18 protein-coding genes are annotated in these 22,358 nt (G+C 69.2%); 10 read left to right on the plus strand and 8 right to left on the minus strand.

What is annotated here, in order from left to right; all coding sequences use genetic code 11:
- Window positions 1–85: 85 nt before the first annotated feature.
- Window positions 86–526, plus strand: a complete 441-nt coding sequence (locus tag C8D78_RS08135; RefSeq protein ID WP_120952126.1) for a protein-tyrosine phosphatase family protein — start codon at window positions 86–88, stop codon at window positions 524–526.
- Between the two features lie 71 nt (window positions 527–597).
- Here the strand turns inward: C8D78_RS08135 and C8D78_RS08140 are convergent, their stop codons facing one another.
- The gene (locus C8D78_RS08140) at window positions 598–1,569 is read right to left on the minus strand and encodes an NAD(P)-dependent alcohol dehydrogenase (protein ID WP_120952129.1); all 972 of its coding nucleotides are present in this window, start codon (window positions 1,567–1,569) and stop codon (window positions 598–600) included.
- Between the two features lie 175 nt (window positions 1,570–1,744).
- On the opposite strand from C8D78_RS08140, the gene C8D78_RS08145 reads away from it, so the two are divergent.
- Complete coding sequence (locus tag C8D78_RS08145) at window positions 1,745–2,380, plus strand: LysE family translocator (RefSeq protein ID WP_120952132.1); 636 nt, start codon at window positions 1,745–1,747, stop codon at window positions 2,378–2,380.
- A gap of 97 nt (window positions 2,381–2,477) precedes the next feature.
- On the opposite strand, the gene C8D78_RS08150 is transcribed toward C8D78_RS08145, so the two are convergent.
- Together C8D78_RS08150 and C8D78_RS08155 are read right to left on the minus strand one after the other, a co-directional pair.
- On the minus strand, window positions 2,478–3,227 hold the full coding sequence (locus C8D78_RS08150) for a 3-hydroxybutyrate dehydrogenase (RefSeq protein WP_120952135.1): 750 nt from the start codon (window positions 3,225–3,227) through the stop codon (window positions 2,478–2,480).
- 128 nt (window positions 3,228–3,355) lie between these two features.
- Complete coding sequence (locus tag C8D78_RS08155) at window positions 3,356–4,738, minus strand: MFS transporter (protein WP_120952138.1); 1,383 nt, start codon at window positions 4,736–4,738, stop codon at window positions 3,356–3,358.
- 132 nt (window positions 4,739–4,870) lie between these two features.
- On the opposite strand from C8D78_RS08155, the gene C8D78_RS08160 reads away from it, so the two are divergent.
- Entirely contained in the window at window positions 4,871–5,788 is a 918-nt protein-coding gene (locus C8D78_RS08160; protein WP_120952141.1) for a LysR family transcriptional regulator, read from the plus strand.
- 29 nt (window positions 5,789–5,817) lie between these two features.
- On the opposite strand, the gene C8D78_RS08165 is transcribed toward C8D78_RS08160, so the two are convergent.
- Window positions 5,818–6,741, minus strand: coding sequence for a spermidine synthase (locus C8D78_RS08165; protein ID WP_120952144.1), 924 nt, complete (start codon window positions 6,739–6,741; stop codon window positions 5,818–5,820).
- A gap of 261 nt (window positions 6,742–7,002) precedes the next feature.
- On the opposite strand from C8D78_RS08165, the gene C8D78_RS08170 reads away from it, so the two are divergent.
- The 6 genes from C8D78_RS08170 (at window position 7,003) to C8D78_RS08195 (ending at window position 12,257) form a co-directional block, all read left to right on the plus strand.
- Window positions 7,003–7,938 (plus strand): hypothetical protein, encoded by a 936-nt coding sequence (locus C8D78_RS08170; protein ID WP_208641908.1) that lies wholly within the window; start codon window positions 7,003–7,005, stop codon window positions 7,936–7,938.
- A gap of 5 nt (window positions 7,939–7,943) precedes the next feature.
- Window positions 7,944–8,345, plus strand: a complete 402-nt coding sequence (locus C8D78_RS08175) for a phage holin family protein (protein WP_120953253.1) — start codon at window positions 7,944–7,946, stop codon at window positions 8,343–8,345.
- A 19-nt stretch (window positions 8,346–8,364) separates the two neighbouring features.
- Entirely contained in the window at window positions 8,365–8,973 is a 609-nt protein-coding gene (locus C8D78_RS08180; protein ID WP_120952147.1) for a DUF3618 domain-containing protein, read from the plus strand.
- Between the two features lie 82 nt (window positions 8,974–9,055).
- Complete coding sequence (locus C8D78_RS08185) at window positions 9,056–10,171, plus strand: YihY/virulence factor BrkB family protein (protein ID WP_120952150.1); 1,116 nt, start codon at window positions 9,056–9,058, stop codon at window positions 10,169–10,171.
- An 82-nt stretch (window positions 10,172–10,253) separates the two neighbouring features.
- Window positions 10,254–11,192, plus strand: a complete 939-nt coding sequence (locus C8D78_RS08190; RefSeq protein WP_120952153.1) for a universal stress protein — start codon at window positions 10,254–10,256, stop codon at window positions 11,190–11,192.
- Between the two features lie 57 nt (window positions 11,193–11,249).
- Window positions 11,250–12,257, plus strand: coding sequence for a zinc-dependent alcohol dehydrogenase family protein (locus C8D78_RS08195; protein ID WP_120952156.1), 1,008 nt, complete (start codon window positions 11,250–11,252; stop codon window positions 12,255–12,257).
- A gap of 14 nt (window positions 12,258–12,271) precedes the next feature.
- Here the strand turns inward: C8D78_RS08195 and C8D78_RS08200 are convergent, their stop codons facing one another.
- From C8D78_RS08200 to C8D78_RS08210, 3 genes are all read right to left on the minus strand, one after another.
- Window positions 12,272–15,484: an HAD family hydrolase gene (locus C8D78_RS08200; protein WP_120952159.1), complete on the minus strand. Its 3,213-nt coding sequence runs from the start codon at window positions 15,482–15,484 to the stop codon at window positions 12,272–12,274.
- A 60-nt stretch (window positions 15,485–15,544) separates the two neighbouring features.
- Entirely contained in the window at window positions 15,545–16,486 is a 942-nt protein-coding gene (locus C8D78_RS08205) for a polysaccharide deacetylase family protein (protein WP_120952162.1), read from the minus strand.
- Between the two features lie 89 nt (window positions 16,487–16,575).
- Complete coding sequence (locus C8D78_RS08210; protein WP_120952165.1) at window positions 16,576–17,667, minus strand: SDR family oxidoreductase; 1,092 nt, start codon at window positions 17,665–17,667, stop codon at window positions 16,576–16,578.
- Between the two features lie 324 nt (window positions 17,668–17,991).
- On the opposite strand from C8D78_RS08210, the gene C8D78_RS08215 reads away from it, so the two are divergent.
- Complete coding sequence (locus tag C8D78_RS08215) at window positions 17,992–19,911, plus strand: heavy metal translocating P-type ATPase (protein WP_120952169.1); 1,920 nt, start codon at window positions 17,992–17,994, stop codon at window positions 19,909–19,911.
- Here the strand turns inward: C8D78_RS08215 and ppsA are convergent.
- Window positions 19,900–22,317, minus strand: a complete 2,418-nt coding sequence (ppsA, locus tag C8D78_RS08220) for a phosphoenolpyruvate synthase (RefSeq protein ID WP_120952172.1) — start codon at window positions 22,315–22,317, stop codon at window positions 19,900–19,902. The genes C8D78_RS08215 and ppsA overlap by 12 nt on opposite strands.
- Window positions 22,318–22,358 lie beyond the last annotated feature (41 nt).

Genomic DNA, 22,358 nt, shown 5'->3' on the forward strand with positions numbered 1-22,358 from the left:
TACGCAATGTCTGGCATCCCGGACAACATTCCCTCCCACCGGCCCGTCCCCGCCGGGGCACGGGGGAAGGACTAACATCTGGAGCATGAAGCAGACGTGGGAGCCATCCCAGGACGGCGTCCTGGTTCTTCCGTCCGGCCGGAGCATCCGCGGCCGCGGCCTGCACTATCCGCTGCCGGCGGGCCCGCTTCCCGAGTTCGGCCTCTATCTGCTGGGCAAACGGCCGGCCCGGGTGGAGTGGGAATCCAGATGGCTCGTCTGGCCCGACTTGCGGCTGCCGGCCGACCCGCAGGACGCCCGCGACGCGTTCCGGGAGGCCTGGCTTCGGGCCGAGTCCGAACGGGTTGAAGTGGCCTGCTGGCGCGGCATCGGCAGGACCGGCACCGCCCTGGCCTGCATCGCCATCCTGGACGGGGTCCCGCCAGGCAAGGCGGTGTCCTACGTCCGCCGCCAGTACCGGCCGTGGACGGTGGAAACTCCGTGGCAGCGGCGGTTCGTCGCCCGCTTCCGGGCGGAGGGGCCATAGGCGCCGCCCCGGGCGCATGCTTTAGCGGTCGCGCCGCTCAAACAGTAACTACGCGCAAACAGTAACTACGCTCAAACAGTGAGGACTGCCTTGCCGCGGACATGGCCGTCGCGCAGGTCCTGGATCGCCGCGGGCGCATCGGCCAGGGGGTAGCACTTGCCGATGACGGGCGACACCGCGCCCGCCTCGATGAGCCCGGTCAGGAACCGGAGGTCTTCCGCACGCTCCACGGCCATGACGCCCTTGAGCCGCTGGCCGACGAAAAGGGACAGCAGCCCGGCGCCGATGGAGCGTTCAAACCCGCCGGTCAGCCGTCCGCCGCCTTCACCGCCGACGACGGCGAGCGTTCCCTTCGGCCCGAGGGCCCGCCGGAGGACCGAGAGCGGCCGGTTGCCGGCGATGTCGACGATGAGGTCGTATTGCCCGGCCCCGTCGGCGAAGTCGTCATGCGTGTAATCGATGACATGGTCCGCGCCGATCGACCGGACGAGGCCGGTCTTCGCCGTGCTGCACACCCCGGTCACCTGCGCCCCGAACGCCTTGGCGAGCTGTACCGCGTATGTGCCGACCCCGCCGCCCGCGCCGATGACCAGGACCTCCTGCCCGGCCTGGACCCTGCCGACGTCCCGGAGCGCCTGAAGGGCCGTCGTCGCGGAGATGGGGACGGCGGCGGCCTGCTCGAAGCTGAGGTTCTTCGGCTTTAGCGCCAGCTTGCCTTCCTTTGCGCACGCGTATTCGGCGAACGATCCCTCACAGGTGCCATACACCTCATCCCCCGGCCGAAAGCCGACCACGTTCCGGCCGACAGCTTCCACCAGGCCCGCCAGGGCCCGGCCACGGATGCGGGTCTTGGGTTTCGTCAGTCCGAAGCCGATCGCGCGGGTCAGGTACGGCAGACCCGTCATGAGGTGCCAGACGCCCTGGTCGACGCCGGCTGCCTTGACCCGGATCAGCACATCATCGTCGCCGGGCACGGGAGCGTCGACGTCGCGCAGCTCGAGTACGTCAACGGAACCGTACGTGTCCTGAGTGATCGCTTTCATGGTGCGTCTCCTTCGGAGTCAGGGTACTGGAAGACGTCGCCGGGGGGAACGTTGAGCGCGTTGGCGCACGTTCCGGGCAGTAAGGCGCCGTCCCGCGGCCCCCGGGGTGCGGCTGCGGAGCGGGTCCGGGCGGGCGCGCCCGGACGGGGTCAAGTGGGCGGGGTTAAGATCAGTTATGGTTCCTGCCGACAACCTTCTGGCCTTTGCCTTGGCCGCCCTGGTGCTCATCGCCGTCCCCGGGCCCAGCGTGTTGTTCGTGATTGGGCGTGCCCTGGCCTTGGGACGCAAAGGCGGCCTGTTGAGCGTCCTGGGAAACGCGGCCGGCGAGGTGGTGCAGATCGCCGCGGTGGCCCTGGGCGTGGGGGTGGTGCTGGCCCAGTCCCTCCTGCTATTCAGCGTGGTGAAGTTCGCCGGCGCCGCCTACCTGGTGTATCTCGGGATCCAGGCGATCCGGCACCGCGGCAGTAGCCCGACGGCGGCGGACCCGGCCAGGCCGACGTCCACCGCCCGGGTGCTCCGGGAGGGATTCATCGTGGGCGCGACCAACCCGAAATCGATCGTCTTCTTCGTGGCCGTGCTCCCGCAGTTCGTGGACTATTCCGCCGGCGCGATTCCGGTGCAGCTCGGCACCTTGGGCGCGGCCTTCCTGATGATCGCCCTGGCCTCGGACAGTACGTGGGCCCTCGCGGCGGGCACGGCACGGCACTGGTTTGCCCGCTCGCCCCGGCGGATCGCCGCGCTCAGCACCACCGGCGGAGTCATGATGATCGGGCTGGGCGGCACCCTGGCCCTGACGGGCACCCGGAATTAGCGCAGCCCGCCAACACCAACGCGGGGTCACTTCGCGCCCATAATTCCCTCCGACATGGGCGCGAAGTGACCCCGCGTTGGGGTTGAGCGGCGGTGGATTACCGCGCGGACCAGCCGCCGTCCATTGTGTGGCTGGCGCCGGTGACCATGCCGGCGTCGTCGGAAGCCAGCCACGCCACGAGGGACGCGACTTCCTCGGGCTCCACGAGGCGTTTGATCGCTGATTCGGTCAGCATGATCTTGGCGAGGACTTCTGATTCCGGGATGCCGTGCACCTTGGCCTGATCGGCGATCTGCGACTCGACCAGCGGCGTGCGGACGTATCCGGGATTGATGCAGTTGGAGGTGACGCCGTGTGCGCCGCCCTCCAGGGCCGTTACCTTGCTCAGCCCCTCGAGTCCGTGCTTGGCCGAGACATAGGCGCTCTTGAACGGCGATGCGCGGAGGCCGTGGACGGAGGACAGGTTGATGATGCGGCCGAAGTTGTTGGCGTACATGTGCGGCAGCGCGGCCCGGATCAGCAGAAACGGCGCCTCGAGCATGAGGGTAATGATGCGGCGGAAGTCGGCCGGGTCAAACTCCTCGATGGGGCTGATGCGCTGGATTCCGGCGTTGTTGACCAGGATGTCGCAGTCCAGGCTGAGTGTCTGGAGGGATTCGACATCGAGCAGGTTGACGGCCCACGACGTGCCGCCGACCTCGTCGGCGAGGGCTGCGGCGGCGGACTCGTCCACATCCGCGATGACCACCTTGGCTCCGCGTGCGGCCAGGGCGCGGACGCTGGCTGCGCCGATCCCGCCAGCCCCGCCGGTGACCAGTGCCTTGCGTCCGTTCAGGGTGCTTTCCATAACTCAGCCTTCCGTATCAAAAATTCAATGAGGCGGCCGGCTCCAGCGTGGCTGGAGCCGGCCCAAACTCAAGCAGTCCGGTTACCCGGGCAGCCCGGCAACTCGGGCAGCCCGCTTACCTAGGCAGCTCAGCGTGCAGCTGCTACGACGAGGCCTTCACGCTCGGCGTCGGCCCTGTCTACGTCCTCAAGGGCGATGCCCTTGGTTTCCTTCAGGGTCAGCACCACAGCGGTGGTGATGGCGCAAGCGACGAGAAGGTAAATCGCGGTAGGCACCCAGGAGCCGGTGTCCTTCAGCCACTGCGTCGCCAGGAGCGGCGCCAGCGAACCGGCGAAGATCGAGGTGACCTGGGAGCCCAGGGAGACGCCGGCGTAACGCATCCGGGTCGGGAAGAGCTCGGACATGAGCGCCGGCTGGCCGGCGTACATGAAGCCGTGCAGGCACAGGCCGATGGTCACGGCCAGCACGATGACCACCGCGTTACGGGTGTCGAACATCGGGAAGGCGAAGAACGGCCAGGTGGCGCCGCTGATGGCACCGACGAGATACACCGGCTTGCGGCCCCAGCTGTCCACCAGGCGGCCGATCTGCGGGATGATCAGGAAGTGCACGAGGTGCGCGATCAGCAGGGCGAGCAACAGCGAGGACGTGTCGTACTTGTCCACGGTCTTGAGGTAGACAATCGAGAAGCTGACTACAAGGTAGTACATGATGTTTTCCGCGAACCGGAGGCCCATGGACTGCAGGATGCCCTTCGGGTACTTGCGGATGACCTCGCGGACGCCGTAGCTGACGGCCTGCTCCTTCTCCATCTGCGCCTTGGCTTCGAGGAAGATCGGCGATTCGGAGACGTTGGTGCGGATGTAGTAGCCGACGAATACGATCACGGCCGAGAGCCAGAAGGCCACGCGCCAGCCCCAGCTCAGGAACTCGGCACTGCTCAGCACGTTGGACATGATGTAGAGGACCAGGGTGGCCAGCAGGTTGCCCACCGGCACTGCGGCCTGGGGCCAGCTGGACCAGAAGCCGCGGGACTCGTTGGGGCTCTGCTCGGCCACGAGCAGCACGGCGCCGCCCCATTCGCCGCCCAGGGCGAAGCCCTGGATGAAGCGGAGGAGGACCAGGAGGGCCGGGGCGAGGTAGCCGAGGGTGGCGAAGCCGGGGAGGCAGCCCATCAGGAACGTCGACACACCGATGATGATGATGGTCAGCTGCAGGGTGGGCTTGCGGCCCAGCTTGTCGCCGATCTGGCCGAAGACGATGCCGCCCAGCGGGCGGGCCACGAAGCCGACGGCGTAGGTCAGGAACGCCTGGATGATGCCGTCCAGGTCGTTGCCGGTGGCGGGGAAGAAGTACTTGCCGAACACCAAGGTGGCGGCGGTGGCATAGAGGAAGAATTCGTACCACTCGACGACGGTTCCCACCATCGATGCTGCGACGATTCTTTTGAGCCCGGAACCCTTGGATGCGGGTGCGGCGGGCGTTGTTGCAGAGCGTTCGTTTACGCTCATCTGGTTTCTCCTTAGTGTCCACGGTGACACGCGCTGTGACGCACAGCACTGAAATGGCTCCATTGAGTATTGCTGCACAAAGTCGGCGGTTCAATGGCCAAACCGGCACGAAGTATGTGCAGAATTGCAGATATGAACGCGAACCCAGATGACCTGCTGGTCCTGTTGGCCGTGTCCCGTTCGGCGAAGTTCACCACCGCGGCCGCGGCCTTGGGCCTGAACCACACCACGGTGTCCCGGCGGATAGCGGCGCTGGAGAAGGCCCTCGGCGGCAGGGTGCTGTCCCGGGCCGCGGGCGGCTGGGAGCTCACGGACTTGGGCGCCGAGGCCGTGCGGGTGGCAGAACAGGTGGAAAGCGCCGTCCGCGCGCTCGAGCAGCCCGGCCGCGCCCCCGATCCCGTCACCGGCGTCGTCCGGATGACAGCGACCGACGGCTTCAGCGCCTACATCGCCGCCCCCGCTGTGGCCCGGCTGCGCCGTGACCATCCCGGGCTCAGCGTGGAGATCGTCACCGTGACCCGGCGGGCCCTCCAGCAGCGTTCCGGACTGGACATCGAGGTGGTGGTCGGTGAGCCCCAGGTGCACCGGGCCGAGGCCGCCCGGCTGGGCGAGTACATGCTGGGCATGTATGCCTCCCGCAGTTACCTGGCCGAGTATGGGACCCCTGCCACGGCGGAGGAGCTGACAGCCCATGCCCTGGTGTACTTTGTCGATTCCATGCTGCAGGTGGATGACCTGGATGCCCCGCGGAGGCTGGTACCGGCCATGCGCGACGGCCTGAGCTCCACCAACGTCTTCGTCCACGTGGAGGCCACGCGTGCCGGGGCCGGGATCGGCTTCCTGCCCTGTTTCGCGGCGGACTTGCACCCGGACCTGGTCAGGCTGCTGCCGGACGAGTTCGCGGAGATGCTCCCCTACTGGATGGTGCTGCGGCCGGACTCGATGCGCCGACCGGCCGTCGCGGCCGTGGTCCAGGCGCTGCGGGAGCAGACCGCCGCGCACCGCGAAGCCCTGCTGGGCCGGGGCGGGAACGCAGCGACTGCTCCGTAAGCGCCGTTTGGGAGCGTCAAAAGGGGCCGTTACGGAGCAACCGACGACGGCGGCGCGGCCGGGCTGGACCCGGCCGGGTCGTGTCGGACGGCGGCGCCAGCCGCGAATGCCCGCACCTTCTCGTCATTCCAGATGTGCGCCGGCACCGCGCCGCCGAGCAGGCGCCGCGCGAGGCCGGGATCGTCGTCGAACGGGAGGTCGCTGCCGGCGATGATCATGTTGCCGTACCGCCGGCCCTTGAGCATGGCGGGGTCGGCGATGAGAACCGTGTGGGCGAAGGCGTCCGCGATGGTGGCGGCGTCCTCGCGGGCATTCTTCAGGTCCGGGGCGTCGCCGGAGTTCACCACGTACACCCCGCCCGGCGCCAGCACACGCTTGGCGTGCTCGGTGAATTCCCGGGTGGTAAGCGGCCGCGGAGTCAGCGACCCGGCGAAGACGTCGCGGATGATCAGGTCCCGGGTCTGCGGGGTCAGGGTCTCGGTGACCTCCCGGGCCTCGCCCACGCGCAGGCGCAGCAGCGGCGCCTTGGGCAGGTCAAACCAGCCCCGGACGTAGTCCGCCAGCTTGCCGTCCAGTTCCACCACCACCTGGCGGGCGTCGGGGTACGCCGCGTGGAAATATCGCGCCAGTGAACAGGCCCCGCCGCCGAGATGCAGGGCGCGCAGCTTCGGCCGCGCGTCGCGGGGCCAGCGCGACTCGACCAGGGCCGCGATCCAGCGCATGTACTCGAATTCCAGGAACAACGGATCCGCGAGGTCAATGTGCGAGCTCATGACGCCGTTGATGCGCAGGAGCCAGCCGGTGGAGTTGTCCTGGTCCGGGATCAGCTCACAGTCCCCGGTGTCGATGTAGTACACCCCGGCCACAGGACCGGCCGGGCGGGAACCTTTCGGAACCTCCACCACTCCCGGCCCCGCAGTCCCGGCGCCCCGGCCCCTGCCCCGCTTGGCCATCAGATACCCGCCGCTTTGTCCATGTTTCAACCCTAGTTCACCGGCACTGCCGCCCGGCCCGGCCGGCGGGGCTGCGGTCGGGTGGGCCGGCCCGGCCGGCGGGTCAGGCGCGTCCGATGTGCCCGCCCGGTCAGCTACGCCGGAGCCGCTTCAAAGTCAATAAGGAAGGGTACTTACTATTTATTAGTAATCCTGCTTACTATTTAAGTCCCGCATCGCCGGCTTCTGATCAGCAGCCGATCTTTTCGAAAGTGAGCGAAGATGACACAGAACCCATGGCCCCATGACGGCAGCATCGACACCCCGACGGCTACCCAGGAGACTACGCTCCGGCAGCCATCAACGTTCCCGCGCGTCGCAGACGGCGAAATCTACGGCGCGACGCCGGCCGGTGCCCCGGCAGCCCCGCCGGCTGCCCCGCAACCGGCCACCGGAGCCTCCACTACCGACGCCACCAAGCATGAAGCTGCGGAGGTCTCCCGCCAGGCCGCGGATTCGGCCCGGAATGTGGCGGAAACTGCCAAGTCCGAGGCCGCCAATGTTGCCGCCGAGGTCAAGACCAACGCCCGCGATCTCCTGCACCAGGCGAAAGCGGATCTCACGGACCAGGCCGGCGCCCAGCAGGTAAAGGTCGCCGAGGGCCTGCGGTCCGTTTCGACCGAACTCCACACGATGGCGTCCGCGTCGGGTCAGCCCGGCGTCGCCACGGACCTCGTGCGCCAGGCAGCGGAGCGGTCCTCCGCCGTCGCCAACTGGCTCGATGCGCGCGACCCCGGCTCGCTGCTCACCGAAGTGAAGACTTTCGCGCGGCAGCGCCCCGGAACGTTCCTGCTGCTCGCGGCCGGGGCCGGCGTCCTGGCCGGACGCCTCAGCCGCAGCCTGAGCGCCGGAGCACCAGACTCCACTGCGGCCGGCATTCCGTCAACCGCCGGCAGGCCGTCGACCGCCGGCACGGCGGCGCCGATCGCCCGGGTCCCCGACACCGGGATGGCGGTTCCGCCGCCGCCGGTACAGTTGCCGGAGCCGGAAATGACGACGGCGGGACTCGCCGAGACCTACCAGCCCAACCCGCTGGCCGACGAGGGCAGGGAAAGTGACCCGTGGCCGGCCGCCCCGGCCCAGGCGCATCCCTACCGCGCAGCCGCCGACCGCGATGACCTGGGCAGCGATGATCCGTTCGATGGTGGCCGTCGATGAGCGAGATGCCACCAACCGCCGCCCAGGCGAAGGCCGAGTCCAATTCGCTGGGCGATCTCCTGGGCGAAGTCACCCGGGATATGTCCACCCTGATGCGGCAGGAAGTCGAACTGGCGAAGGTCGAACTCAGGCAGTCGGCGACCCGGGCAGGCAAGGGCGCCGGCATGCTGGCCGGCGCCGGCGTCGCGGGCCACTTCGTGCTCCTGTTCCTGTCCCTGGCGCTCTGGTGGGCCCTCGGGACCCTGATAGGCCTGGGCTGGTCCGGCGTTGTCATCGCCCTCATCTGGGCAATCGTTGCCGCCGCCCTGGCCTCGGCAGGCCGCAAGGAACTCAAGGCGATCAAGGGCATGCCGCAGACCACGGCGACCCTGCAGGAAATCCCGCCCACGCTCAAACCCAACACCTAAAATCCAGCGAGGAAACACGATGAGTGAAAACCCGGATGTCATCCGAGCAGATATTGAAGCCACCCGCGCGCGCCTCGGCACCAACGTCGATGCCGTGGCGGACAAGGTCACGCCCTCGCACATCGTTCAGCGGCAGACTGACCGAGTCAAAGAGAACGTCAAGGACGCCGTCTTCGGCGTGAAGGAGAAGGTCATGGGAGCCGCAGACCACACTGCAGATAATGTCCACTCGGCCACGGGCAGCGCCGGGGCGCACCTGAGTGACGCCGGCTCCGCGATCGGGGATGCCCCCACCCAGGTCAGGACCAAGACCCAGGGCAATCCCCTGGCGGCCGGTCTGATTGCCTTCGGGGCGGGCCTGTTGGTCTCCTCCCTGATCCCGGCCAGCCAGAAGGAGCGCGAGGCCGCGGATGCGCTGAAGACCGCGGCGGAACCGCTCGCGACGGAACTCGCCGACGCCGCCAAACACGTAGCGGAAGGGCTCAAGGAACCCGCCCAAACCGCCATGGACAACGTCAAGGCCACGGCCGCAGACGCCACCGGGCACGTCAAGGCCGAGGGCCAGGGCGCAGTGTCGGACGTCAAGGACCGGACCGTCGAGGCCAGGGACAACGTCCAGCAGGCCTGATCCCGTTCGCACCCCGGCCGGCCGTCCTGCGCTCACGCGCCGGACGGCCGGCCGTTTGCACGTAACCCCAGAAGGACTTTCCATGGCCAAGTACCCTGCTAAGGCAGACAATGAATCCTCGACCGACGCCGAGACGGACATGAGCAGCACCGCCAAGGCCCGCACCGCGCCCGCGCCGGACGACTCCCGCAAACCGGGCAGCCCCGCCGACGTCACCAAGCCCTCGTGGAAGTACATCGCGAAAAAGACCCTGCGCGAATTCACCAAGGACCAGTGCCCTGATCTCGCTGCAGCCCTGACCTACTACTCGGTCCTGTCGATCTTCCCGGCGCTGTTGGCCTTCGTGTCCTTGCTGGGCATCTTCGGCCAGGCCGGGAAGACCACGTCTGCGCTTCTGGAAATCGTCCGGGGTTTCGCGCCCGCTGAAACTGTGGCTGCCATCCGCCAGCCGGTCGAACAGCTCAGCAGCTCCTCCACGGCCGGGTTTGCACTCGTGATCGGCATCCTCACGGCCCTCTGGTCCGCCTCCGGCTACGTCGGGGCCTTTGGCCGGGCGATGAACCGGATTTACGAAACCGACGAAGGACGGCCGTTCATCAAACTTCGCGGCACGATGCTCCTCGTCACTATTGCCACCCTGCTGATCGTTCTCGTGCTCTCAGCCATGCTTGTCCTGAGCGGGCCGGTGGCCGAGACCGTCGGCAACGCGATTGGCCTGGGCGGGGCCGTGCTGACAGCGTGGAACATTCTTAAATGGCCGGTGATGCTGCTGCTCGTGATCCTTACGATCGCCATCCTCTACTACGCCACCCCGAACGTGAAGCAGCCCAGGTTCCGCTGGATGAGCCTTGGTTCAGCAATCGCCCTGGTGATCTTCCTGCTGGCCTCGGCGGCCTTCGCCTTCTACGTGGCCAACTTCAACAGCTACGAGAAGACCTACGGCGCAATCGGCGGCGTCATCATCTCGCTCCTGTGGCTCTGGATCCTGAACATGTCGCTGCTGTTCGGGGCCGAGTTCGACGCCGAGATGGAGCGCGGCCGCCAGCTGCAGGCCGGGATCGCGGCCGAGGAGACCATCCAGCTGCCGCCCCGGGACACCAAACAGAGCGAGAAGCTGCAGGCCAGGCAGGAAGAGGATATCCGGCGCGGACGCGAACTGCGCGAGCGGCATGGCGGCCCGCGGGACCAAAGCCCCTAGCCCATTCCCGGACCCCGGCGTTCTACTGGGGCTGCACGAACAGCCGGGCGAAAGGGAGGCGTCCGCCTAGCCGGGAGGAACCATGACGTCACCCGCAGGGCACGAGGACGGCGTGGTGGCGGTCGGCTACGGCGGGTCCGAGGCCGCCCAGCTTGCCGTCCGCTGGGCCGCCGGCTACGCGGCCGCGGCCGGACTCAGTCTTCGGGTGGTCCACGCGTGGGTGTGGCCGGTCTTCACCAAAAACCTGGGCCCCGTCAAAGGAGTGGCCGGCAGCGGGCTGCGGCATTCCGCCGAGGCCATCCTCGCTGAGGGCCTCGAGCTCGCCCGCAGCACGCTTCTGGAGGCAGCCGGCGGCGCACCCGCCACAGCATCGGACGCCGGATCCCTCGACGCGGAAGTCCGGCAGGCAGCAGCCCGCGAAGCGCCCCCCGGAGTCCCGGCGGTTGACGGCGTCATCGAGGCAGGACTCCCGGCCCCCGTGCTGCGCGATGCCGCCCAATCCGCGCGCCTGCTGGTGGTCGGCAGCCGGGGACTTGGCGCCGTGCTGGGCCAAGTGGCGGGCTCGGTCTGCCTCGATTTGGCCGGCACCGCACCATGCCCGCTCATGGTCATCCGGCGCCCGCGCAGCCCGGGGCGCCCGGTGGTGGTGGGAGTCGACGACTCGCCCCGCAGCCCCGGCACCGTGACCCGGGCGATCCGGCTGGCCGAAGTTCTCGGCGACCCCTTGCTGCTGGTCCACGTGGAGCAGCAGCGGGGCGGCCCGCGGGAGGAACACGGCCGCCACGCCAGGCACCACGGCCAGGACCTGCTGGACCAAGCCGTCGGCGACGCCCGGCAGCTGTCATCAGGGCTGGAGGTGTCCGGGGTCCTGCGCGGCGGCCATGCGGCCCGGGAGCTGCTCGACGCCGCAGCCGAAGCCGACGCCCTGGTGCTCGGGACCCACGACCCCTCCGCCGGCCCCGGCAATACGGTCTCCGCCGTGCTGCACAAGGCACACTGCAACGTGCTGGTCAGCCGTTAGCCGCAGCACTGGTCCGGGACAGCCGAAAGCGCAGAGACTGCAGGGAAGGAGGCCGCGGTGCGAGCCTGGCGGGTTGAACGTCCGGGGCCGATGCCCAGCGGCCCCCTGGTGGCCGGCGACTGCCCGGACCCCCGGCCGGAGCGCGGGGAGATCCTGCTCAAGGTGCGGGTGTGCGGCGTGTGCCGCACGGACTTGCACCTTGCGGAGGGTGACCTCGAGCCACGGCACCCGGGGACCATCCCGGGCCACGAGGTGGTGGGCGAGGTGATCGGGCTGGGCCCGGGCGCGGCCCGGTTTGGCCTCGGCGAACGCGTGGGCGTGGCCTGGCTGGGCGGCACGTGCGGCGCCTGCCGGTTCTGCCTGCGCGGCCAGGAGAACCTGTGCCTGTCCCCCACATTCACCGGCTGGGACCGCGACGGCGGGTACGCCGAACTCATCACGGTGGCCGAGAACTTCGCATACCGGATTCCGGAGACGTTCAGCGACGAGCAGGCCGCGCCGTTGCTGTGCGCGGGCATTATCGGCTTCCGCGCGCTGAGCCGGGCCGACCTCCCGATCGGCGGCCGGCTGGGCATTTACGGCTTCGGCGGCTCGGCGCACCTGGCCGCGCAGATCGCCCTCTACCGGGGCGCGCGCGTCTACGTCATGACGCGCTCCGCGGAGGCCCGCCGGCTGGCCCTGGATCTGGGCGCCACTTTCGCCGGCGGCGCTGAGGAGCAGCCGCCGGATCCGCTCGATGCCGCGATTCTCTTCGCCCCCGCCGGCGGCCTGGTGCCGGTTGGGCTGCGCGCTCTGGACCGCGGCGGGACGCTCGCCATCGCCGGCATCCACCTGAGCGACATCCCGCCCCTGCGCTACAGCAAGGAGCTCTTCCACGAGCGCCAGCTGCGCAGCGTCACAGCCAACACCAGGGCCGACGGCGAGGAGTTCTTCCGGGTGGCCGCCGAGATCCCGCTCCGCCCCACCACGGTGCCCTACCCGTTCGAGGCCGCGGATCAGGCCCTGCGGGATCTGGCGGAAGACCGGATCACGGGCGCGGCTGTGCTGCACATGGACGCGACCTAGCCCGGTCTCGCGCGTCAGCCGGGCGCCCCGCCGCCGCGGAGAAACTCGTACTCTTGGCCCGCCCGGAGCAGCACTTTCTCCGCACCGACCCGCACCAGCACGGGAGCGGCATCCCCCGGGGAGGCGCAGACGCGCAGCCGGTCCGCCCCGAGGTGCACGGACAGCAACTGGTCGCGGTAGCGGACCTGGAACTCCACCCGGGACAGTTCGGCCGGCAGCCGCGGGGTGAAATCCAAGGCGTCGCGGGTCACCCGAAGCCCGGCGAAGCTGCGCTGAACCACGTCGATCGATCCCGCCATGGCGCCGAGGTGGATGCCCGCCCTGGTGGTGCCGCCCTGCGTGTCGTCCAGGTCCGTGTCCAGGGCTTCCCGGAAGGTCGCCCACGCGCGCTCCGGATCATGCTGCGCCAGGACGGAGGCATGGGTGACCCGGCTCAGGGTGGAACCGTGCGCGGTCCGGGCCAGGTAGAAGTCCACGGTGGTAGCGATCTGTGCCGGCTCGACGGCGTAGCCCATCCGGCGCAGGAATCCCAGCAGCTGGTCCTCGCCCAGGACATACAGGAGCATAAGGACGTCGGCCTGCTTGGCCAGCCGGTAGTGGTTGGCGCTGTCCCCTTCGGCTTCGAGGATCAGGTCGAGCCGCTCGATGTTTTGGTAGGAGCGGCGGTAGTGCTTCCAGTCGAGTTCCCGGAGTGCGCCGTAGCCGTCGAACTGGCTGATGATGCCGCCGTCGTCGTGGAAGGGCACGAACATCCGCCGGCTCAGGTGCGCCCAGTCATCGATTTCCGTTCGCGTGATCCCCAGCCGTGACCGCAGTTCCTCCATGTCGAAGCCCTGCACGGAATGCATGATCCACACGGCCTGGTCGAACACCCAGGCCGCCATGATGTTGGTGTAGGCGTTGTCGTCCAGGCCGCCGCCGGGATTGCCCGGATAGCCGGTGTGGTACTCGTCGGGACCCATGACGCCCCTGATATGGAAGCGGTCCTCCGCCGGGTCGTGCTCCGCCAGGGAGGCGAACGCCCTGGCGACCTCCACCACAATCTCGGCGCCGTGCCGGGTCAGCCAGCCCCGGTCCTGGGTCGCTTCGAAGTACTGCCAGGCGTTGTAGGCGACGGCCAGGCCCACGTGGCGCTGAAGGTGCGAGTAGTCGGGCACCCAGTGCCCGGACAGCTTGTTGAACAGGAACTTGGGGGTCTGCTCGGTGCCGTCGCTGCCGCTCTGCCAGGGAAAGAGCGCGCCGCCCAGCCCGGCCTTCCGCGCCGCGTCCCGCGCCGTCCCCAGCCGGCGCCAGCGGTAGTCAATCAGCTCGCGGGCCACCGCCGGCAGCCGGGAGTTCAGGACCGGCAGGACGAACAGTTCATCCCAAAAGATGTGTCCCCGGTAGCCTTCGCCGTGGAGCCCGCGGGCCGGGACGCCGGCGTCGAGTTCGGCCGTGTGGGTGGTGAGGGTCTGGAGCAGGTGGAAGACGTGGAGGTTCAGAATCAGCTGGGCCTGGGACGGCGCGTCCGATTCGATGATGAAGGGCGCCAGCAGGAGGCCCCACGCGGCCTCATGCTCGGCCAGCAGCGCTTCGAAGTCCATGGGTGCGCGCGCCAGCACAGCGCGGGCGGCCGAGACGGGCGAGGCGATGGCGTGATCACGCGACGTCGCGAAGGCCACGGTCTTGGTCACCGTGACGGGGACGGCGTCCGTGACCGGAAGGTCGAAGCGGTGGGCGTGCATGCTCCCGGCCGACTCGGGAACCCCGCCGGAAATCCCTCCGCCCCCTGCATCTTGCTGCTGCGGGGCGCCGCGGGAGATCCGGGTCCGCAGCGCCAGTGCGATCCCGATTCCGCTGGTGCTCGTCTGCGCCTGGACTGTCAGTTCCGCGGTGTCCGGGCTGATCTCGGCCGAGGAAACCGCCACCGCGGTTAGGTGCCGCCGGGCAAGTTGGGCGTCCTCGGGCACGTTGGAGTTGGTGACCCCGGCGTCGCAGCCGCTGCGGACGCTGAGCGTCCCGCTCCAGCCGACGGCGGTCAGCGTGGTTTCCAGGGCCGCCAGGTGCGGCTCGGCCATGGACACGACCCGGCGCTGGAGGAGCCGGAGCTGCCGCCCGGCGCCGTCCTCCACGAGCGCTTCCCGGCTCAACAGGGCGCGCTTCAGGTCCAGGGTGCGGCGCTCGCTGCGGAGCGTCAGCCCGCCCTCGGACCACCACGTGCCGCCGCCGATCCGGACATCCAGCGGCAGCCAGTCCGGGATGTTGACCATATGCTCGTCCACGGATTCGTGGTCCTGGACCACGGTGACGAGGCTGTTGTAGACGCCCGCAAGGTAACTGCCCGGATAGTGAATCTCCCCCGCGCGGTGTTCCGGGGCGGCGCCGCGGGTGGCCAGGTAGCCGTTGCCGAGGGTGGTCAGGGCCTCCCGGTGCCCCTCATGGGCCGGGTCGAATCCTTCGTAGACCAGCAACCATGGGTGCGTGATGACCAGCCCGATGTCCAGTTCGCTGAGATCTTCAAGCACGACGTCGGCGCCCGCGGCTTCCAGCGCAGCCCGCCGTTCCCCGGTCCGGTCGATGCCGACGACGAGCCCGAACCCGCCGCGCCGCCCCGCTTCCACACCGGCCTCGGCGCCGGCAATCACCATGGCCCGGGCCGGGACGATGCCCAGCCGGCGGACGGATTCAAGGACCAGCGCCGGTGCGGGCATTCCGGCGACGTCGTAGTCCAGGGCCGTCTGGCCGTCCACGACGTGGTCAAAGACGTCGCCCAGGCCCGCGGCGGCAAGGACCGCGGCGGCGCTCCGGCTGGAGGTGGCGAGAACCACCGGGATCCGCCCTGCCCGGAGCCGTTGGAGCAGCGCCAGGGTACCGGGGAAGACGGAAACGGCCCGGCCCGCGAGCATGCCTTCGAAAATTCCGTTCAGGTGCTGCGCGAGCCCGAATGCCGTCCACTCCGCGGGCCCGTCGGCCGGCGAGCCGCGGGGGATGTCGACGCCGCGCGAGGCCAGGAATCCGGCCACGCCTGTTTCCCCGGTCCGGCCCTCGATGCTGCCCGTGAAGTCGCCGTCCGTGAGGGGTCCGCGCCGGGCGTCGGCGGGCAGCCGGGGGTCCTTCATGACGTCGTCGACGAGCTGTTTCCAGGCTGCGGCGCGGAGCTCGTCCGTGTCGGTCACGACGCCGTCGAGCTCAAAGATCACGGCGTCGACGGGCGCCACCGCGGCCGCAAGTGTGGGCGACTCCGTCATGGCCCAGTACTATCAGCGTTCGGGGCGGGGCGATAGTGGCGTTGGGCCCGTGAGCCGCCCTCAGCCCAAGAGTGCGTCGAGGGTGGTGAAGCCATAGCCGGCCTGGCGGATGCGGCTGATCAGCCGGGGCAGGGCATCGGCGTCCAGGGTGGTGCGGTCGTCGGGGTTGGACCCGACATGCATCAGGACAATTTCCCCCGGCCGCAAACCCGCCAGGACCCGGGTCACCACGAGCTGCGCCGTCACCCCGCCGCTAGTGCCTTTCCAGCCCAGCGAGTCGACGCTCCAGCGCACCGGAAGGTAGCCGAGATTGTTGACGGCGGCGATGGTCCTGGCGTCGCGGTCGCCGAAGGGAAACCGGAAGAACGGCCGCGGGTCCGCGCCGGCCGCCCGGATGGCCCTTTCGGCCGATTTGATCTGGTCCGCGATCCCGGCGTCGGACAGCCCGGTGAATGCCGGATGCGTCATGGAATGGTTGCCCACCCGGTGCCCGCCGGCGACGATTGCCGCCACGCCTCCCGGGTTCGCGGCAGCCCAGCTGCCGGTGAGGAAGAAGGTCGCCCGCACGCCTGCGGCGGCGAGGCTCTGCAGGATGCTGGGCAGTCCGGCGGCGTTGGCGCCGGCGTCGAAGGTCAGGGCGACAGCGGCCCCCGCCCCCGGGATGGCCTCCAGGTCACGGCCGGCGAGCGCAACGGGGAATGGCACCGCGGGCGGTACCGGAGCGGCACCCGTTGGAACGGGGGCCGGCGGGATGACGGGCGGCGGGGCGGGAACCGGCTGGCTCGTGACTGGCGCGGGTGCCGGTGCCGGCGAGGTGGTGGGTGGGCCCGCGGAGGCCGAGGCAGTCGCGGGGACGGATCCGGAGGCTCGCGGGACGGGCGGGGACGCCGTCGGTAGCCCCCGCAACAGCAGGAGCGCGACGCCGGCGGCCAGCAGCCCCAGCGCAGTCACGGCGGCGATCACCATCAGCCGGCGCCGGCCGCCCGCAATCATGAACCGCATGGCTCACTGTGGCCCCACACGCCCCGGCCGGTCCAGCGCATAAAGGCCCGCGCGCTTAAAGGCCCGCGCTGCCGTGCCGGCTCGGGACCCTAGGAGGCCGCCGGAATCAGGCCGTCCGCCCGGTACCGGTCGAACAGCCGCAGGAAGGCGTCTTCTGTCCGGCGGTACCCGGTGAAGCCGGCCAGCCGGCTCTTGCTCATGTCTGTGACCACCTCGAGGTTCCGGCCCAGGTCGCCGTCCGTGTGCCACCAGGAGGCCACCCGCGCGAGGTCGGGTTCGGCAAGGCCGTGGCGGTCAGCGATGTCCGCCCATACGCCGTCCATGCCGCGCATTTGCTGCTCCAGGGGCCGGGGTTCGTTGCTGTATCCCACGGCCTCCACCCCGAAATAGTCAGCCAGCGCAGGCCACATGCGTCGCCAGCGGAAGATGTCCCCGTTGACGACGTTGTAAGCCTCGTCCCCCGCCTTGTCTGCGGTGGCCGCCCAGATCATGTGGTCCGCCAGCAGCCCGCTGTCGGTCATGTCCGTGAGGCTGTTCCACTGCGTCTCGGAGCCCGGGAAAATGAACGGCCGGCCGAGTTCCCGGCAGAGGGATGCCTGGACGGCGAGGGTGAGCCCCATGTTCATGGCGTTCCCGACTGCATGCCCGATCACCGTATGGGCCCGGTGTACGGACCAGCCAAAGCCCTGCTTCCCGGCCGCGGCCCATAATTCGTCTTCTTGGGCGTAGTAGAAGTTGGGCGTCTGGAGCCTCGGCTCGTTTTCCCGGAAGGGGGTGTCCGGCATTTCCCCGGCCGCATACGCCTCAAACGGGCCCAGATAGTGCTTCAGCCCGGTCATGAGGGCGACGTGTTGCACGGGCTTGCCATTGAGGCTGGCGAGGACGTTCCGAAGCATGCCCGCGTTGGTGTCGATGTTCTCTTGTTCGGTCTGCCGCCTGGACCAGGCGGTGTAGAACACGTGGGTGGGTGATTCACCCGCCAGGGCCGCGCGCAGGTCCTCCACGGAGGTCAGGTCCGCGCTCACATGGCGTACGTCGCGGCGGCGCAGGGGGTTGCGGGATAGGCCCACCACGTCCCAGCCTTCCGCCGCAAGCCTGTCTACCAGGGCGGATCCGGCAATTCCGCTGGCCCCCACCACGAGGGCGGTCCGGGTGTCGACGGTATCTGAACTGCTTTGCACGTCATTCCTCCTGGTATCGCTTCTGCTGCGCTTGATGTTTCTGCTGCGCGCGTTTCTTCCGCTGCGCCTGGTGCTGCCCCGCCAACCCCTGCGTCCCGGCCCGCTGGCCGCTGCCGCCGTCCCGCTTGGCCGGGGCTGGTCCCCTCCAGCCTCTCACGCCCAGACTTTCCGCCGGACGGCTGCGCCAGCCGCGCCGGCCGGGCCGACGTGCGTTGCCATGGCCCGGAGCCGGTCCGGGAGGTATCCACGGCAAGCCGGTCGCAGCCGCGCAGTAGGATTCAGAGAGACGCCAAAACTGATACGAGTTCTTAAGGCGGAACATCCGTGAAATTCGTGCTCCGGTATCCGCTCGTGGCCGGGACCCTCCTTGTCCTGCTGGCGGTGCTGGCCTTGCTGTTCTCCGGGCAGGAAGGCCTAGCCCGGGCTGCCGCGAGCATCTACGCCCTGGCCGTGGCGGCCTACCTCGCCGTGGGAATGGTGCGCCGGCTCGCAGGCGGACAGTGGGGCATCGACATCCTTGCCGTCACCGCAATCGTCAGCACCGTGCTCGTGGGTGAATACGTCGCCTCGATGATCATCGTGCTCATGCTCGCCGGCGGCACGGCCCTTGAGGACTACGCGGCCGGCCGCGCCAAGAGTGAACTGACGGCGCTGCTGGAACGCGTCCCGCAGACGGCCCACCGGGAGCGTAACGGCAATGCCGGCTCCGGAACTCCAGCGGCCGGACCCACTACGGACGGCCAGCACGAGGACGTGGCGGCCACCGACGTAGAAATCGGGGACATCCTGCTGGTCAGGCCCGGCGAGGTGGTCCCGTTGGACGGCGTCCTGCTCTCGGATTCCGGGACGTTCGATGAATCGTCACTCACCGGGGAAAGCCTGCCGGTGGAGCGGTCCGCCGGGGAAGGCCTCATGAGCGGCTCGCTGAACGGTGAGGCCGCCGTCCGGATGCGGGTCACGGCGCGCATGGAGGATTCGCAGTACAGCCGGATCGTGGCGCTCGTGAAGGAGGCGGCGGAAAGCAAGGCACCCATGGTCCGGCTGGCCGACCGCTATGCCGTGCCCTTCACGGCCCTGGCCTACGTGCTCGGCGCCGTGGGCTGGATCATCAGCGGCAGCCCGGTACGCTTCGCCGAGGTCCTCGTGGTGGCCACCCCGTGCCCGCTGCTGATCGCCGCGCCGGTGGCGTTCCTGGGCGGCATGAGCCGGGCCGCGCGCTCCGGCGTCATCGTCAAATACGCCGGCGTGCTGGAACAGCTGAGCCGGATTAAGACTGTCGCGTTCGACAAGACGGGAACCCTAACCTATGGCCGTCCGGCCTTGGTAGCCATCCGGACCGCCGGGACTCGTTCTGAGGACGAGGTCCTGGCCTTGGCGGCGTCCGCGGAACAGTACTCCTCGCATGTGTTGGCCGCCTCTGTGATGGACGCGGCACGTTCCCGGGCCCTGCCTTTTGACTCCGCCACCGAGGCCACGGAATTCGCCACCCACGGGGTGCGGGCCTGGTTCGACGGACAGGACGTGGTGGTGGGCAAGCCAGCGTTCGTCGCGGAGTGGGCATCCGGTGTGACGGAGACGGACCTGGCCAGCGGTGAGCTTGCCATCTATGTCGGTACGGCCGGCGAATTCGTGGGCTCCCTGGTGATGAGTGATCCGATCCGCAAAGAGACGCGCCGAACGCTCGCCGAGCTCGAGGCTCTGGGCGTGGGCCAGACGGTAATGCTCACCGGCGACGCGCTGGCCACGGCCCGGCACATCGCAGACGAGGCAGGGCTCACCGACGTCCGGGCGGAGTGCCTCCCGCCGGACAAAGTCGAGGCCGTCCGATCACTGCCGGACCGTCCTGTCATGATGGTCGGCGACGGCGTCAACGACGCCCCCGTCTTGGCGGTCGCCGACGTCGGAATCGCCATGGGTGCCCGGGGCTCGACGGCGGCCGGCGAGTCGGCCGACGTCGTGATCATCCTGGACGATCTTTCCAAGGTGGCGTCGGCCGTCCGGATCGGACAACGCACCGTGCAAGTGGCCCTTCAGAGCATCTGGATCGGCATAGGGCTGAGCGTGGCCCTCATGCTGGCCGCAGCCGCGGGATATGTGCCGGCCATCGCAGGCGCCCTGACGCAGGAACTGGTGGACCTCGCCACGATCCTCAACGCCCTGCGTGCCCTCGGCCCCGGCCGCCGCAGCCCGGGGAGCATGGTGCGGCCGAGGGACGACGCGCGGCGCGCCCCGCTACGGGGCTGACGCCGCCGTGGCTGACACTGTCTTTTCCGCTTCCGCGATCCGGGGCACCGTCTTGAGGTAGCTGTCCGGATTCAGGGAGATCGAGTCGATCCCCTCCCGCACCAGGAACGCGGCGAATTCCGGGTGATTGCTGGGGCCCTGCCCGCAGATGCCGATCTTGATGCCGGCGGCGTGGGCCTTGCGGATGGCCTCGCTGATCATGGTCATCACGGCCTCGTCCCGCTCGTCGAAGAGCGCCGCGAGCTGGCCGGAGTCGCGGTCCACGCCCAGGACCAGCTGCGTGAGGTCGTTGGAGCCGATCGAGAACCCGTCGAAGCGGGTGGCGAATTTCTCGGCCAGGACCACGTTGGACGGGATTTCGCACATCATATAGACCTGCAGCCCGTTGCTTCCGCGGACCAGGCCGTGCTCGGCCATCACGGCCAGGACTTTGTCCGCCTCCTGCGGCGTGCGGCAAAACGGCACCATGACAATCACATTGCTGAACCCGAGCTTCTCGCGGACCCGTTTGAGGGCTGCGCATTCGAGCGCGAACCCCTCGCGGTAGCGGGCGTCGTAGTAGCGCGAGGCGCCGCGGAAGCCGAGCATGGGGTTCTCTTCCGCCTCCTCGAAGGCGGCTCCGCCGAGCAAGTGGGCGTATTCGTTGGTCTTGAAGTCGCTGAGCCGGACAATGACGGGGCGGGGATAGTACGGCGCGGCAATCTTGGCGATGCCCAGCGACAGGGCATCCACAAAGTACTCGGCGGGATCCGCGTACGCCTGCGCCAGCTCGCGGATCTGCTGCGCCTCGGCCGGGTCGGTGACCCTCTCGGGATGGACCAGCGCCATGGGATGCACGCGGATCAGGCTGCTGATGATGAACTCCATCCGGGCGAGCCCCACACCGTCGGCCGGCAGCCGCCACCACTGGAAGGCCGCGGCCGGGCTGGCGATGTTGACCATGACGGCGGTGCGCGTCCGGGGCAGCGCGCCGAGATCGACGTCCTCCGTTTCGAACGCCAGGGTGCCGTCATAGACGCGGCCCAGATCGCCCTCGGCGCAGGAGATGGTCACGGCCCGGCCCTCGGCCAGCACGGACGTCGCGTTGCCGGCCCCGACGACGGCGGGCACGCCTAGTTCGCGGCTCACAATTGCCGCGTGGCTGGTGGGGCCGCCGTGGTCCGTGACGATGCCGGCCGCCCTTTTCATGATGGGCACCCAGTCGGGGTCCGTCATTTCGGTGACGAGGATGGCCCCGTCGCGGAATCTCGCGATGTCCGCCGCCGTCCTGATAACGCAGGCCGTGCCGTGCGCGATCGAGTCGCCGATCGCTGATCCGGTGGCGAGCACCTGCCCCTGTTCGAGCAAATGGTGGATGGTGAAGTGCGGCCCGGTCCGGCGTGATTGCACTGTCTCGGGACGGGCCTGGACCATGAAGAGCTCACCGGTCTCGCCGTCGCGGGCCCATTCCATGTCCATGGGCCGGCCGTAGTGGTCTTCCACCGTGACGGCCCAGCGGGCCAGGGCGAGGATCTCTGCGTCGCCCAGGACGAAAGCCCGCCGCTCGGATTCCGAGGTGTCCACCATCCGGGTGCGGGCACTCCCGCCACGGGCGTAGACCATCTTGCGGGCCTTCGAGCCGAGGGATTTTTCGATGATGGGCGTGATGCCTTCCGCCGCCGCCGATTCTGTGAGGAGCGGTTTGAAGACCAGGTACTTGTCCGGGTTAATGGTGCCCTGGACGACGGTTTCGCCGAGGCCCCAGGCCGCACTGATGACGGCGGCACGGGGAAAGCCGGAGTCGGTGTCGATGGAGAACATCACCCCGGACGCTCCGACGTCGGACCGCACCATCCGCTGGATGCCGATCGAGAGGGCGACGTCCATGTGGTCGAAGCCCTTGACCTCGCGGTAGCTGATGGCCCGGTCCGTGAAGAGGGAGGCGTAGCAGCGGCGGCAGGCGTCCAGCAGGTCCCGCTCCCCCGTGACGTTCAGGAAGGTCTCCTGCTGGCCGGCAAAGCTTGCGTCGGGCAGGTCCTCTGCGGTCGCACTGCTGCGCACCGCGACGGAGAGCCGCTCCAGCCCGGCCCGTTCGCCCAGGCTGCGGTAGTGGTCACGGATTGATGCGGCAATGTCGTCGGGGAACTCACTGGCCAGGAACATCTCCCGGACGGCCTCGCCGGTGGCGCGCAGCGTCGCGTCCCCGGAACGGTAGGCCGCGATGCGCGCCCGCATGGCGGCGTCGATCCCGTTGGCCGCGATGAACGAACGGTAGGCCGCGGCCGTGGTGGCAAACCCGTCAGGGACCCGCACCCCCGCGCCTTCGAGAGTCCGGATGAGCTCGCCGAGCGAGGCGTTCTTCCCGCCCACCAGCGGGACGTCGGCCATGCCGATCTCGTCAAACCACATCACGGGCGATTCAGCCATGTCAGCACTCCTGTGCATTGTAGGTGGACCCATACTGCGTG

Source organism: Arthrobacter oryzae, from assembly GCF_003634095.1.
In the GTDB taxonomy this organism is placed as follows: Bacteria; Actinomycetota; Actinomycetes; order Actinomycetales; family Micrococcaceae; genus Arthrobacter; species Arthrobacter oryzae.

Coding starts and splice junctions, on each gene's coding strand:
- C8D78_RS08135 (WP_120952126.1), top strand. CDS start 86: ATGAAGCAGACGTGGGAGCCATCCCAGGACGGCGTCCTGGTTCTTCCG.
- C8D78_RS08140 (WP_120952129.1), bottom strand. CDS start 1,569: ATGAAAGCGATCACTCAGGACACGTACGGTTCCGTTGACGTACTCGAG.
- C8D78_RS08145 (WP_120952132.1), top strand. CDS start 1,745: ATGGTTCCTGCCGACAACCTTCTGGCCTTTGCCTTGGCCGCCCTGGTG.
- C8D78_RS08150 (WP_120952135.1), bottom strand. CDS start 3,227: ATGGAAAGCACCCTGAACGGACGCAAGGCACTGGTCACCGGCGGGGCT.
- C8D78_RS08155 (WP_120952138.1), bottom strand. CDS start 4,738: ATGAGCGTAAACGAACGCTCTGCAACAACGCCCGCCGCACCCGCATCC.
- C8D78_RS08160 (WP_120952141.1), top strand. CDS start 4,871: ATGAACGCGAACCCAGATGACCTGCTGGTCCTGTTGGCCGTGTCCCGT.
- C8D78_RS08165 (WP_120952144.1), bottom strand. CDS start 6,741: ATGGCCAAGCGGGGCAGGGGCCGGGGCGCCGGGACTGCGGGGCCGGGA.
- C8D78_RS08170 (WP_208641908.1), top strand. CDS start 7,003: ATGACACAGAACCCATGGCCCCATGACGGCAGCATCGACACCCCGACG.
- C8D78_RS08175 (WP_120953253.1), top strand. CDS start 7,944: ATGCCACCAACCGCCGCCCAGGCGAAGGCCGAGTCCAATTCGCTGGGC.
- C8D78_RS08180 (WP_120952147.1), top strand. CDS start 8,365: ATGAGTGAAAACCCGGATGTCATCCGAGCAGATATTGAAGCCACCCGC.
- C8D78_RS08185 (WP_120952150.1), top strand. CDS start 9,056: ATGGCCAAGTACCCTGCTAAGGCAGACAATGAATCCTCGACCGACGCC.
- C8D78_RS08190 (WP_120952153.1), top strand. CDS start 10,254: ATGACGTCACCCGCAGGGCACGAGGACGGCGTGGTGGCGGTCGGCTAC.
- C8D78_RS08200 (WP_120952159.1), bottom strand. CDS start 15,484: ATGACGGAGTCGCCCACACTTGCGGCCGCGGTGGCGCCCGTCGACGCC.
- C8D78_RS08205 (WP_120952162.1), bottom strand. CDS start 16,486: ATGCGGTTCATGATTGCGGGCGGCCGGCGCCGGCTGATGGTGATCGCC.
- ppsA (WP_120952172.1), bottom strand. CDS start 22,317: ATGGCTGAATCGCCCGTGATGTGGTTTGACGAGATCGGCATGGCCGAC.